Annotated in this window: 8 protein-coding genes; 1 reads left to right on the top strand and 7 read right to left on the bottom strand. The window is 56.7% G+C overall.

The window, feature by feature from the left end; translation table 11 throughout:
* Window positions 1-32: 32 nt before the first annotated feature.
* The 7 genes from ABVS15_RS05160 to ABVS15_RS05130 form a co-directional block, all read right to left on the bottom strand.
* A complete protein-coding gene (locus ABVS15_RS05160) occupies window positions 33-2399 on the bottom strand; it encodes a phosphoketolase (protein WP_369282684.1) in 2367 nt (788 codons plus the stop codon).
* Between the two features lie 232 nt (window positions 2400-2631).
* Window positions 2632-3630 (bottom strand): ribokinase, encoded by a 999-nt coding sequence (locus ABVS15_RS05155; RefSeq protein WP_369282683.1) that lies wholly within the window; start codon window positions 3628-3630, stop codon window positions 2632-2634.
* Window positions 3631-4382: 752 nt separating this feature from the next.
* Window positions 4383-7643, bottom strand: coding sequence for an S-layer homology domain-containing protein (locus ABVS15_RS05150; RefSeq protein ID WP_369282682.1), 3261 nt, complete (start codon window positions 7641-7643; stop codon window positions 4383-4385).
* A gap of 372 nt (window positions 7644-8015) precedes the next feature.
* Entirely contained in the window at window positions 8016-8441 is a 426-nt protein-coding gene (locus ABVS15_RS05145) for a hypothetical protein (RefSeq protein ID WP_369282681.1), read from the bottom strand.
* A 208-nt stretch (window positions 8442-8649) separates the two neighbouring features.
* Entirely contained in the window at window positions 8650-9870 is a 1221-nt protein-coding gene (locus ABVS15_RS05140; RefSeq protein WP_369282680.1) for a diguanylate cyclase, read from the bottom strand.
* A 34-nt stretch (window positions 9871-9904) separates the two neighbouring features.
* A complete protein-coding gene (locus ABVS15_RS05135; RefSeq protein ID WP_369282679.1) occupies window positions 9905-10435 on the bottom strand; it encodes a V4R domain-containing protein in 531 nt (176 codons plus the stop codon).
* Window positions 10436-10445: 10 nt separating this feature from the next.
* Window positions 10446-13223 carry an HD domain-containing phosphohydrolase gene (locus ABVS15_RS05130; protein WP_369282678.1) on the bottom strand — a complete coding sequence of 926 codons (2778 nt, stop codon included), beginning with the start codon at window positions 13221-13223 and terminating at the stop codon, window positions 10446-10448.
* Between the two features lie 596 nt (window positions 13224-13819).
* Between ABVS15_RS05130 and ABVS15_RS05125 the strand changes: the two genes are divergently transcribed.
* The gene (locus ABVS15_RS05125; protein ID WP_369282677.1) at window positions 13820-14137 is read left to right on the top strand and encodes a TfoX/Sxy family protein; all 318 of its coding nucleotides are present in this window, start codon (window positions 13820-13822) and stop codon (window positions 14135-14137) included.
* Window positions 14138-14493: the final 356 nt, after the last annotated feature.

The following is a 14493-nucleotide window of genomic DNA, read 5'->3' as shown; positions in this document are numbered from 1 at the left end:
GGCCCGGTCATTGCTTCTTTTTCGGCGGACTTTTACCCGCGCCACTTCCAGTCGCGGATTTCCGGCAGGTCCTCGCCGTATTCCCGGATATACTGCCCATGCTCCACCAGCTTGTCGTTCATCTCCTGAATGAGATGGGCGCTGCGCCCTGTCAGCTCCGGCAGGTACCGCAGCACGTTTTTCACCAGATGGAACCGGTCCACCTCGTTCTGCACCCGCATATCAAAGGGAGTGGTGATAGTCCCCTCCTCCTTGTAGCCGTACACATGGATGTTCCGGTTGTGACGGCGGTAGGTCAGCTCGTGAATCAGGGTGTGATAGCCGTGGAACGCGAAGATAATGGGCTTATCCACCGTAAACAGCGCGTCGTACTCCGGATCGCTGAGCCCATGGGGATGCTCCGTGGCGGGCTGGAGCTTCATCAAATCCACCACGTTGACCACCCGGATTTTAATAGACGGCATCTTCTCCCGCAGAATGGTCACTGCCGCCAGCGTCTCCAGCGTGGGCGTGTCACCGCAACAGGCCATCACCACATCCGGCTCGCAATCCTGATCGTTACTGGCCCAGTTCCAGATGCCAACGCCCTGGGTGCAGTGCTTCACAGCCTGCTCCATGGTCAGCCACTGGGGCCGGGGATGCTTGCTGGTCACCAGCACGTTCACATAGTCCCGGCTCTTGATGCAGTGGTCAAAGCAGCTAAGCAGGCAGTTGGCGTCCGGCGGCAGGTAAAGCCGCACCACGTCCGCCTTTTTGTTGGCGATGTGGTCCAAAAAGCCCGGATCCTGATGGGTAAAGCCATTGTGATCCTGCTGCCAGACATTGGAGGAAAGAATCAGATTCAGAGACGAAATGGACTCTCTCCAAGGCAGCTCGTTGCAGGTTTTCAGCCACTTGGCGTGCTGGGCGCACATGGAGTCCACGATGCGGATAAACGCCTCGTAGCTGGCAAAGAAACCGTGCCGCCCGGTGAGGAGATACCCTTCCAGCATTCCCTCGCACATATGCTCGGAGAGCATGGAGTCCATCACCCGTCCGTCGGCGGAGAGGAACTCGTCTCCTTCCACCGTGGCGCTGTTCCAGCTTCGGCCCGTGACCTCGAACACCTTGCCAAGGCGGTTGCTCATGGTTTCGTCCGGCCCGAAAATGCGGAAGTTCTTCGCGTCGGCATTCAGCCGGAAGGTATCCCGCACATAGCCTCCCAGCTCAATCATGTCCTGCGCCTCCACCGCGCCGGGGGCGGGGACTTCCACGGCATAGTCCCGGAAATCTGGCAGGCGCAGGTCCCGGCGGAGCTTTCCGCCGTTGGCGTGGGGATTTGCGCCTATGCGGCGCCCTCCCTCCGGAGCCAATTCCTCAAGCGCGGGAATCAGCCTCCCGTTCTCGCCGAACAGCTCTTCGGGACGGTAGCTCAAAAGCCATTCTTCCAGCATCTTGAGATGCTCCGGCTTTTCCATGGAGATGGGCACCTGATGGGCGCGGAAGGTTCCCTCCACCTTTTTTCCGTCCACTTCCTTGGGGCCTGTCCAGCCCTTGGGTGTCCGCAGGACAATCATGGGCCACTCCCTGTGCGCCGTCTCACCGGCCTTGGCAGCAGCCTGAATGGCCTGAATCTCAGCCATCACCGTATCCAGTGTGTCGGCCATCAGACGGTGCATGGTCATGGGGTCGTCCCCCTCCACAAAGTGGGCCTTCCAACCGCAGCCCTTGAAATAGCTTTCAATCTGCTCATGGCTCATCCGGGCAAAAAGAGTTGGGTTGCTGATTTTATAGCCGTTCAGGTGGAGGATGGGCAGCACCGCGCCGTCAGCGGCAGGATTCAAAAACTGGTTGCCAAGCCAGGAGGTGGCAAGCGGGCCTGTCTCCGCCTCGCCGTCGCCCACGGTGACCGCGGCAATCAGACCGGGGTTGTCAAACACCGCGCCATAGGCGTGGGACAGACAGTAGCCCAGCTCACCGCCCTCGTTGATGGAGCCCGGCGTCTCCGGGGCCACATGGCTTGCGATGCCTCCGGGGAAGGAAAACTGCTTGCATAGCCTTTGCAGCCCCTCCATATCCCGGCCCACGTTGGGGTATACCTCGCTGTAAGTCCCCTCCAGATAGGTATTGGAGACGAAGAAGTTGCCTCCGTGGCCCGGCCCGGAGAGAAGAATCATATCCTGATCGTACTGCTTAATGATGCGGTTCAGGTGGACGTACACAAAGTTCTGCCCGGGAACGGTGCCCCAGTGGCCCACAATTTTCTTTTTAATCTGGTCTGCGCACAGGGGCTCCCGCAGCAGGGGATTTTTCAACAGATACAGCTGCGCCGCGGACAGGTAGTTTGCCGCACGCCAATAGGCGTCCATATTTTTCAGGTACTCCTCCGTCAGCGGCTGTTTTTCCATGCATTCGCTCATGCTGAAACCTCCATTCTTTTATGCCGCCTTTGCGGCTCTGTCTCATGTTCGCCCATCAGGCGCGAATCAATATACACCATTTTCAGGCGATGCTTCCAGGTTTTTCTTCCAAGAACAGCCTTTCAAAACAGGTCTGCGGGTCTTCCCGCTCAGTCAAATCAGGGACGCGCCAAAGCAGTACTTGCCGCGTATCCCAATACAGCTCCACCCTCGTGAGGCCCAAGTTCCGACCTTACCGCAGTGCATTCAGCTCCAAGATGTCAAACCCGCTGTACGCCCGCTCCCGCAGCAGGGCCTGTACCTCCTCCACGGTGGGGAGGGACGGCATGGCTCCCATCCGGGATACGGTGATAGCGGCGGCGTGGGCGGCAAAGGCCAGCGCCTGTTCCCGGGGCAGTCCCGCCGCCTGGCCGGTGCAAAAAGCCGCCACAAAGGAATCTCCGGCGGCGGTGGGGTCCTTCACCTCCGGCATTTTTACACAGGGGGTATACGCAATGTCCCCGGAACCTGCCACGACAGAGCCGTTTTCGCCCAGCGTAATCATCACGTTCTCCACCCCGCGCCGAAGCAGCGCCGCCGATACCGCCTCTACATCTCCCCTGTCAACGCCGTGCTCGTCCACCCGCAGAGGCAGGCCCGTGAGGAGCGCTGCCTCGTGCTCATTGGGCGAGAGATAGGTGACGCAGCGCAACAGTTCCTCCGGAAGCACCGCCGCCGGAGCAGGGTTCAGCATCACGGGCACGCCTGCCTCCTTGGCGTACTGCGCCACGGCTACGTTAATCTCCATGGGAATCTCAAGCTGGAGCAGCACCAGATCAAAGCGTCCGATTCCGTCTCTCAGCCAAGCCACCTGCTGGCAGGTTGTTGAATAGTTTGCCCCGGGAACCACCGTAATACGGTTTTGCACACCGCTTTCCGTGACCTCCAGAAGAATGTGGGCGATACCGGTGGCTTTGGCCGGATCTGTCAGCACCCGGCTCACATCCACACCAGAACGCTCCGCCGCGCCAAGCAGCTCCCGCCCAAAGGCGTCATCTCCCACCTGCCCCACCATCGTGACCTCCGCGCCCAGACGGGCGCATTGAACCGCCTGATTTGAGCCCTTTCCTCCGGGCGCTGTGCGAAAATCAGTCCCGATGACCGTCTCTCCCGCAGACGGCGCTCTGGGTGTGGACGCTATCAAATCCATCATGAAGCTGCCAGCCACCAAAATCTTTGGCTTTCTCAGCATAATCTGGCTCCTTTCTATGCATTTGTTCCTGCGCAATCGTTTTCTATTCCATATACTTACATCATACGATACTCCGCTGAGAAATGCAAGAGCGAAGCTTTGAATTTCCTCCACCGTCGCGCCACTTGTCATTTGGAAAAGCGCCCCAAATTTACTTACTTTGGCGGTCAGTTGTTTTGCGCCTGACGGTTTGTATGAAAAGTCCACCGAACCATAAAAAAGCTTTTTATATTTTCCCGGTTCCCTCGCACAATCCTCGCGTACACCTCCCTTTTTGCCAAAAAACAAAGGCCGCCGAAAGCCGGCGGCCCATGGACAGAGTTCGGCCCCGGGCGGTATGGCGTCCGTCCGGGGCCTTTCATGAGGGAAAACAGGAAATAAAGGAAAAGAAAGGAAACGGGAAGCTTTTCTGCTGCCCGCCCGGTGTCAGCCAAACCGGAGGGTGAATACGCAAGCCGCGCATCCAATGAAGAAAAGACTCCTAGCCTGTCAGCGACAACCTTTCGCGCCGTGAGAGGTCCTTTGCCCCCATTTGCATTGGGCCAATCGGCGTGTTCGATTAGTTATAACTAACTGCACATTTAAAATACCACGGACAGACCTTTCTGTCAACCCCTAAATTCATATTTTCCCAAAATATTTTTTAGCAGACCTTTTTTCTTGCGGCCCCTGCCTGATGCTGCCATCAAAGCAAAACCCCACTGCCGCGTAAAATGCGGCAGTGGGGCTTTCACACTTGTTTCTGATACCCTTTACTCCGCCCGGTTCATCCGCCACACAACGGCAGAAATCTGGCCCCGGGTCATGGTGTTGGAGGGCTTAAAGGTGCTGGTTCCGTTAGAGAAATATCCCTCTACAATTCCGGCGGCGCTGAGCGCCTGCACGTAGACGTCTCCGGTGTCGGTAAAGGGCTTCACGCTGGAAAGGCTGCTCAGGTTCAGCTTCATGGACTTGGCGGTAATCTGCGCCACCGCCAGACGGCTGATGGGCCGGTCCAGGTCGCTCTCCTTCACGCCGGTAAGCAGCCCGTCGGACTTGGCGCGGGAGAGATAGCCGCTGAAAGGGTGCTTGCCTGTGGGGGACTGGGCTTTGTAGTCCGCGGCCAGCATGATCAGCTTCAGCGCCTGTCCGTAGGTCACGGTTTTGTCCGGCTTAAAATAGCCGTCGGGATAGCCGTCGATGACCTTCGCGTCGCTCAGCTCCGCCACATATTTGTAGCACCACACGGAGGAGCCTACGTCTCGATAGCTCTTGAGTCCGCCGACAATGCCAAGGCAGAATCTGCCGCTGGTAATGGCCTTGCCCGCGCTGTTGTACGCCACATAGGGCATCTCCACCGAGCCGGTGAAGCCCGAGGCGGGCATAAAGCGCAAATCGCCGATTCGCCCGCTGCCGGAGCTGCCGGAATAGACATAGCGGCTGCCAGTCGCGGCCCTGACGGACCCGGTACCCACGTAAACCGTCCCCTGCCGAGAGGCGGGCAACTCCAGAAGCTGGAGACTGGACATGGAAGCGCCCGATGCCGCCGAAGAAACCGCTTTGTAAATCGCGTCTGCCGGGAAGGTGACGGAGGTGTTCATGGGCGTAGCCCCATACACATCCTGCACAATCGCACTGTTGACGCTGATGAGAATGGTGCCCTGCGCGGTGCGGTTTCCGCTGCCGTAGGCAGTGAAAGGAATCGTGGTGCAGTAGTTGTTTCCAGTGGGCACATACGTCAGCTCACTCAGCGCGTACTGATTCGCCCCGGAGGGGCTGAAATACAGAAGCTGGCTGCCGCAGTTGCCGCTGGTCAGCTTTAGGCCCGTGGTCCCGTAACTGCTGACGCCGTAGTAATTGTAGTACAGCGTCCCGGTGTCCGGCACACCGCCCAGCTTCACAGACTGGAGTACGGATCCGGAATACGATTGATTCATAAACCGGGCAATGTCGTTGGGGTTAATCTGCACATTGGTCCCGCCGGTGGTGTTATACCGGATATCCCCCCGGATCGCGGTGTCCTCCGCCTGGATTTCCAGAACCCCGTCCACATAGCGGCCTGCGTCGTAGTAGGCCCGGAAGGGCAGCCGCACGTTATCGCTGAAGCTGGAGGAGGTTACAAAGCTCATTTCGCCCAGAGGATAGTCTCCGTATTTGGAATTATCCACGTAATAGATATAGGTATTGTAATTATTTTTGTTGAAGGCGGTTTCGCTTCTTCCGCCGTAATTGTAATACAGCAGTCCGTCCGTCTGGTCATAGGCGGAGGTGGTCAGGAAGGTGACAAACCGAAACTCATAGCCTGACTGGCCATTCTGAAACACGCGCCTGAAATCACTGATATCCAGTGAGACCGCCTCTCCCGTGCTTGCCTTATAGGTAATTGTTTCGCCGGAGCCGGCACCGCTGATTTGAATTTCCATCTCTCCGTCCACATACCGGCTGCTGGAATAGTACGCCCGGAAGTTGACGGTGACGCTTCCCTTGGAGGTACCGGACACAGCTAAAAAGCTGAGGTCGTCGATGGGATAGGACCCGTAGCTGGAGCTGCTGTAATAGTAGGAATAATCATCCACGGCGGAAAGGGACAGCTCCTTCTGGTCGGACCGCCCGTAATTGTAGTAGAAGGTTCCGCCGCCGGAGGAGGAGGCTGTGACGGAGGTAAACTCCACCCAGCGGACCGTATCGGAATAGCGGGACTGATACACCCTGTTAAAGTCTGCCCGGTCCATGGACACCCGCTCCCCGGGCTGCACCGTATAGTTGATGGTGGTGCCGTAGCCGGTGTTGCCGTTGCTGGTGATGGAAAGGGTCCCCTGAACAGTGCTGTATCCGTCTGTCGCGGTATAGGTCACGGAGCTGGTCCCCCTCGTGCCGGAGGGCACAAAGTACACGCTGGCGATGGGATAGCTCCCCCCGCTGTATGTATAGGTCCGGGCAAGGTCGGTTCTGGAGCTGTTGGCATACAGCGTTCCATAGGAGTACGTGGACATGCCGGAGAGCGACACGTTCACAAAATTCCGGCCCGTCAGGCCCGCAAACACGCCGTTGAGCTTGCTCTGGATTGAGGAACCCACCGAGGACTCTCCCGTCCCGGTAAGATCCAGCGCCGCGCTCTGATTCGCGGCACTCAGGGTATAGACCGCGTACCATACCATGTTGGCCGTCACCTTGGTTGCGGCCACCTGCGCTGCGGTGTAGACAGTCTGTCCGTAGTAGGACGCTGCGGTGCCGGGGTTGGACGTGGTCCAGCCCTTGAAGCTATACGTGCAGTAGGACGCGCTCTTGGAGGGCGTCCCGGGCACGGTGGCAAGCCCGTCCTTATTGACGCTCTGGGGCGTGCCGTAGGTACTTCCGGAGTTGATAAACGTCACGGTGTATTTCGCGGAGACAGGCAGCCCGCCCCGCACACACACGTCGCATACGCCGTCGTTATTCGCGTCCACATGGGCCACCTTGGCAGAGGTACCGTTGCAGGTTGTGCATCGTTGCCAGTGGTAGGTGGCATCCGAGGTGTAGTTGGCCTCGTAGGTGTGGGCAGCCTTGCTTCCGGGATACTCCTGTCCGCACACCGCGCAGGGATGCCAGTGCTCCGTGTCGTTGGACTTCCATTCGCCGGACAAGGTGTGGGGCAGGGCGGGAATGATCTCCTCGCGCTGATAGCCGCAGCCGTCCGTGCAGGCATAATAATTTTTTCCCGTCTGGGCGCAGGTAGCCGGGATCGTGGCGGTTACCGTCAAAGACGGATGATGCACGCCGCTCTCCATCTCATAGCCGCAGACTCTGCAAACCTTGTGATGGGTCCCATTTCCCGCGTCCTGCCATGCGCTTTCCTCATGGGCGCCCACGGCGGTTTTCTCGGTGCAGTTGGGGTCTGTGCAGTCGTGCCAGTGCTCCGTTTCATTTTTCGACCATAAGCTGCTGAAATTATGCCCCGGCGGAGGATCGTCTGCCGCAGCGGGGACGGCGGTTCCCGCCAGCATCAGCGCCGCCAGCAAAAACGCGGGCAGCTTCTTTTTCCAAAACGCTTTCATCTTTTCCCTCCATTGCTCGCATTGCATACTTTTTCACCATACTCATCTTTTAAGATAACGGAAAATGCAAATTCATTCATGAACAAACTATGAACAAACCCACAATTCGGCCTTCTTCGGAAAATATTTCCCCGCAGGCACGCGTGCTTTACCGCTGAACGTCATCCTCTGAAAACTTTTCTCCGCGCATTTCCGCCGCCCTCTGAATCAGTCTCCCACGGGTAGGACGCTTTGAAAAGGCAAACGGAGGCCCGGACAAATGTCCGGGCCTCCATTAATCGGTTTCCTGTGCTTTTTGTGCCGCCTGCCCGAAAAGATACCGGACGGAACCGACCGTGAAACGCACGGCCACCCTCGCTTTTCAGGGTAGGTTTACTCCCCGTCACCGGGCCTTTCCGGACTTGATGCGCTGTTCATCATCAGCAACAGCTCCAACACACTGCGGAAGCTCTCCTCCCTGCGGCCCTCCAGCCATCGGACGGAGCCCTGCCAGCTGGCATTTTGGCGAAATAAAATGCGCAGGCTGAACGTAGCCGCACGGCCCCGTTCCGGGCCTGAAGCCGTACCTGCAACGGGCGGCTCCACCGGAGCAAAGGTGCGGGTCCGCGCAAAAGGCTCCGGAAATTTTGTATCGTCCAGCAATCTCTCCATCTCCAGAAGAAATTGCATCACGCCGCGAAATGCAACAGGCTCCGCAAGCCCCGGATTGATCAGCCGCCCCGTCCACGCGCCGTCTGCGCAGTCGTCCACGCAGACCACGGTGTCGTAGTACCGGCTTTCCCACCGCTTTTCCTCCATCTCTGTGCCACGTCCCTTCCTTTTGGACTTTTTAAAACTTGGCTTTATTGTAGCATCAGGAGGTTACAGCAATGGTTACAGGATTCATTCCGAACTTCATTCTGCAATAAATATTATGTAAATTTTTTTGCCCCGGAATTTGCCGCGATTCTTCCGGCCTTTTCCTGCGGCCTCATTTCCCCGCGTTGGGAAAGCGAAACAGCCGGAATTATTTCTTTCGCTTTCTCTGGCGCAGCTTATAGGCACGCTTGTATTCGTACATCCTTTCGTCAGCCGCGGCCAGCAGGTCCCCCGCCTGCATGGTGTTATCCGGTCCCACCGAAATCACGCCATAGCTCATACTGCGGTCATAGGCGGCGCTCTCCGTCACAAGACTGCCGCGCAGCAGCTCCATGCGCTCTGCCGCCGCCTCCGCGTTCCAGTTTTCCGCAAGCAGCATGAACTCGTCCCCGCCGATGCGGCAGACCACCGCGTTCGGGGAAAAATTCAGCATGGCGCCGGACATGGCCATAATATACCGGTCGCCCTCCTCGTGCCCGTATCGGTCGTTGACCTGCTTCAAATCGTCCATGTCGATGAAGCACAGGGCAAAGCTCCGCTTCTCCGCAATCCACTTTTCCAGCGTATCCATCCCGTACCGCCGGTTGTTCAGCTGGGTCAGCGTGTCAAAATTTGCAATATTCTGGAGCTTGCGCATTTGCTCCCGCTCCGCGCTGATATCGGCCAGCACAAACGCCATGGCGTTGTACTGATCCCAGCGCAGGGGATGCACCGATACGGAAAAATTCTGTGTCCTGCCACCGTCCGCCGGGAGCTCCAGCTCCGTCACATAAATGTCGCTCTTCCCCCGCATGGCCATCGTCTGCCGTTTCAGCCATGCAATCAGCTCCGTCGCGCCGTCCTCACTGACGGGAAGGTCGTTCGACCCGCTGCTGACAAACAGAATATCCGAGGTGTCCGCATCCGTCACAATGATCTGCTGTTCAATCTGCTTCGCCAGCATTTCGTAAAGGCTTCTGCTCTGCATCATGGTGCGGATCTGCTCCAGGAGAACCGTCCTCCGCCGGTCAAGCTGCTCAATCATGGCGTTGAAAGCGTCGGAAAAGTCCCCCATAAAGTCCACGCGCTGACGGTAATCCCCCATGGCCACCTGCTGTGTCTGCCACATCACGTGTCTGAGGAACGCATGCAGCGCTTTCAGGGGCGCGGCCAGCTCATTGTTGGGCCGGGGCAGCTTCACATTCAGATTCCCCTTGGAAATGGCTTTGGCTAGTCTCGCGTTGTCCGCCAGACATTTTGAGAAGGCAACCAGACTGTTTCCAAACTCCCGGAATTCCTCCGGCAGCTCCCCCACGTTTAAAACAGCGCTCTCGGGGTCGTGCATCACCTGCTTCAGATAATCCTGCAAAATCTCCGCCGCCGAGTTCATCGGTCACTCACATCACTTTCCATGCCGCTCCGTCTTATCCCGGCATTCCCCGAAAGCGGCACACCCGGTCCCCGTTGGCCCAGCAGTCGATTTCCCGCACGGTGTACTTTTCGCCGGTGTACGCCTCCAGAATTCCACCGATAAAGCCCTCGTCGTAATAGCATACGGTTTCGTTGGTGACAGGAATGCCGCTGCAATCCAGATCCTCCGCCACCGTCAGCACAATTTCCCCGGTGTCCTCCACATAGCTTTCCATCCGCAGAATGCCGATTTTCAGATCTTTAAGCGTTTTTTGCAGGTCCGCAGCAAAGCCGCTGAACTCCGCCGTCAGATCCAGCATGTGCTTTGCAAATTCCAAACCCGCCAGATAGCCTGCCTGACGGAAATAGCCGTTGGCCCGCTCGCCGCCGCAGTCCCGGCTCAGCACGTCCAGCATGGTATACTGCATCAGGCGATAGACCAGCACCGGCATCTCCATGCCCAAATCTCCCCGGCCGCCCTTGACATCACCAAGATTCTCCCACCTGAAACAATGATGCTTAAAAGCCTGTTTCTCCGTGTTCATCAAAATCCCCCTAAGCCTGCGGCTTGTAAAATAGGTCTCCGTGTTCCTCCTGCAGCACTTCCAGCATTAATTCCGCCATCTGCGGATCAAACTGCGTACCCTTGTTTTTCCGAATTTCCGCAGCAGCCTCCGCCACGGTGATGGCCGGACGGTATACGCGCTTGCTGGTCATGGCGTCATAGGCGTCCGCCACCGCCAGAATACGGCAGGTCATGGGGATTTCCTCCCCTTTCAGGCCCCGGGGATAGCCCCCTCCGTCCCAGCGCTCGTGGTGGGCAAGAATCATCTCCGCCACGCTGGAAAGTTCCGGCGTCGCCTGCGCGATGCGGAAGCCGATCTCGGGATGCCGCTTCATCTCACCCCATTCCGCACCGGTGAGCACCCCCGGCTTTTTCAGAATATCGGGGTTGACCCCCACCTTCCCCACGTCGTGCAGCAGGGCAAGAATGGACAGCTCGTCCATCTCCTTGGAAGAGAGCTGAAGCTTTTTGCCTACGGCGTGGCAATATTTTTCCAGCCGCTTGGAGTGCTCCTCCGTTTCGTTGCTTCTTTCATAGAGTGTTGCAAGCAGCGTGCTGATGATGGCGTTGCGGTAGCTCTTGCCGTCCAGCAGCTTCTGCTGGTACATGTATTCCTCCGCCCGCTGCAGCGCAACCTGCACGACGGTGTCGGCGCCGTCCTTGCACGCACACCCCAGCGACAGGCTGAGTGCCAGACTGCTCCCCTTGATTTCAACCTGAATATTCCTGATGCGCCGGATGACGGCCTCCGCTTCCTCCAGCCCCTTCCCGGGCATGAGAATCACAAATTCGTCTCCGCCCAGACGGGCGACAAGATCGCCCTTGCCGCTGCACTCCCGCATCATCTTGGCTACGCTTTTAAGCAGCATGTCCCCCGCGCTGTGGCCAAACACGTCGTTGGTGATTTTGAGGCCGTTTACATCCGCCATAATCACCGAGACAGGAACCTCTCCTGCCGCGTCCATGCGGCACATCGTCTCTTCGATGTACCGTCGGTTATACAGGCCCGTCAAAGAGTCGTGATAACTCAAAAATTCGATTTCCCTGCTGTGGGCCTTCTCGCTGCTGACATCCCGGAACACCATCACAACACCCATGGTATCCTGACTTTCATCTCCGCGGATGGGGGCGGCGCTGTCGGCAATCGGCGTGGGCCTGCCCTGCCGGTCCACCAGCTCCGTGTGATTGGCAAGGCCCATGACCAGACCCGTCTCCAGCACCTTTTGCACGGGATTCTCCGCCAACCGGCCCGTCTCCTCGTTGCGCAGAACAAAAACCTCTGAAAAGGGCCTGCCCAGGGCCTGTCCGTCGCCCCAGCCCGTCAGCCGCTCGGAAACGGCGTTCATTCCCGTAATGATCCCCTCTCGATCCGTGGTAACCACGCCGTCGCCGATGGACTGGAGCGTGGTGTGCAGCAGCTCCTTTTCCCGGATCAATTCCTCCCGGTAGCACTCCCGCTCCGTCACGTCGAAGAAAATTGCGTAAAGCAGCCTGCGGCCTTTGTCCCAAATCTCGGAGGCATATACATCCAGCAGCCTTGTCTCTCCGCTTCTCAGGCGGTGGGGGGCGGCCACAAACAGCGCCCCCGCATCCATTTCCCCATGTATCTTTTGGAGCTGAATGTCACCGGGCAAAAGGTTGAATTCCTGCACTTTTTTTCCCAGCATCTCCTGCTTTTCAAAGCCAAAGTAGCGCAGCAGGGCAGGATTGGCGTCCACAATTTCTCCCGTGTCCGCGTCTATCACCACCTTCAGCGCGCTGTGCTGCTCAAACATCGCCTGAAAACGCGACGCAAACGCCCGGTTGCTCCGTTGGGCCGCCTTCAGCTTTTCTTTGTTGGTAAGGAGCTGGTAAAAAACAATCCCCGCCGCCGACACGGTAATCAAAACGGTGATGATGCTCGTGGTCACCACATCCCGAAACAGCACGGCCGAACGCAGCAGCACGTCAGGCCCCCGCACAACACTTACCAGATACCAGCCGTTATACTCCAGATGTGCGGAGGAAAGAAAATAAGTATCCCCGTTGCGAAAAAATTTCGCGCTGGACGCGCCCCCGTTCATCACGCTCACGGCTATTTTGCCGACTTCCGTCTCCGACAGGCCATATCCCCGCAGATCGTCGAACAGATTTCCCTGATGCTCCGGCTGATAGGTGTTATAGACAATCTCTCCGCTGCCAGTGATCACGCAGCTATATGGATTCTGATAAACACCACTGTCGGAAGCACTGGAAAGCAGATTTTTCTCCTTCAGGCGGACGCAGAGCGCACCCACCATGCCGGCATCACCGGTCAGAGGCCTGATAATTACAAGGTCCTTCTTTGCATTCTCTCCGGCTACCGCGCTGATGACGGTAACGCCCTTTTGAAGACGCCCCGCGTCCTCTTGGTTAATCGACAGCTTTCCTCCCTCAATTTCCTCTGTGGAAAGATAGGTCACAAAATCGCCGGATAGAAAGCCGCTGTGCCGGTCCAAACGATCCTGAATATCTCCTCCAAGCCCGGCTTCGGAGCTTAAAAGCAAGGCTTCCGCCGCTTTCAGGGACTTCAGCGCTCCTGCAATGTCCCGCTTAATACCCACGGCGGTATGCTGGGTATTGGTATTCAGACTGGAGGCGACGGTTCTCTCAAATTCCGCGTCCAGCTTTTGCTTCTCCCACAGCAAAAGCAGGCCAATGGATATCGTAAACACCAGAACAATGAGCACAAAGCCCCGGACCGATCCCTTTTTCAACGCCAGCGCAAGCTTTTCCTTGGCGTTTTTCACACAGTTGCCTCCTTTATATATCTCCCGACTTATCCTCGCTCCGTGAAAACGGGGTGAACCCCAAAGGAACCGTTCCGCGTTCGTTTCCAAAACCGCGCCGATATCCTCTGCTTATTTGTAAGCGCGCAGGCTCTCGGCCAAAAGGAGCTTCCTCAATACGCGCAAAATTTGTCGTGTTATGATGACATTATACAGCATGTTCTTTTTTATGCATACTGAATTTCTCTATATACCAATCATTTTTGTCTAATCCGCTTAAATTTTTAAAGGAATTGACTGTTTTTAAGCCGAATATTCAGCTTTTCGTATATACCCTCTCATGCCTCCTTAAAGTGGGTACACCAACCCTTGCTGCAATGTAACGAAACCCCTTGAAATATGAAATAAATTCCCCGTTTGAAACCAACTTTTTGCTGTCTTCTCAAAAAAAGAGAACTGCCCTTCTTGCCCCAAATATTGCCCGGGGCGTGAGAGCAATTATAATTTCAAGTCAAAAAATTAAAATATTTTCTGGGATATATTGTAAATTATTTTGTAAAATGGTACAATGCTCTCCAGATACGCCGAAAGGCAGGATTGATCGGAGGAACATTAGCATGGCGACTTCATCGGACTACGTGGAATTTGTTTGTGAGCAGTTGGGTAATCTGTGGTCGGTGCGCAGCAGAAAGATGTTTGGCGAGTACATGGTCTACGTAAATGACAAGCCCATCCTGCTGGTGTGCGATAACACCGTGTTCGTGAAAATTCTCCCGGAGCTTGCCCCTGTGATGGGCGGCGCGGCGCGGGGCGTTCCCTACGAGGGCGCAAAGGAGCATTATATTCTGGATATTGAGGACCAGGCCTCCCTGCGGGCCGCCGTGGAAATTCTGGAGGCCGTCAGCCCCCTGCCAAAGGCCCGGAAAAAGAAGTAGGCAAGGGCCCAAAAAGAAAAAAATACCCGAAACCACATTTTTGTCTTTTCATCAGGCTGCGTCGCACTTTGAAAATACCAACCTTGCCAGTAGTCATATCCGTATTCCCTCTGTGAATCGCACAAAAATAGACGTTTTATAGACGCTCTATCATGTAATATACACCTAATCACGGAAAGGAATTGGAGAAAGTTTCGCAGGGAGATTCCGTTTTTTCGTGAAGTTTTTGCCGGGGCAGTTCAGAAAAGGGCCATGTGAGAAAGCGCTGTCTTGCCCAGACCGCGTCCGCCCCCATCTGACCGCTTTCGGCACTGATTGTCCGCTTTCAGACGCGGACAGTCTTTCCTGTGTCTGTA

This window comes from Oscillibacter sp. GMB15532, assembly GCF_041020825.1.
In the GTDB taxonomy this organism is placed as follows: domain Bacteria; phylum Bacillota; class Clostridia; order Oscillospirales; family Oscillospiraceae; genus Oscillibacter.
This window is presented reverse-complemented; position numbering and strand designations above follow the sequence as displayed.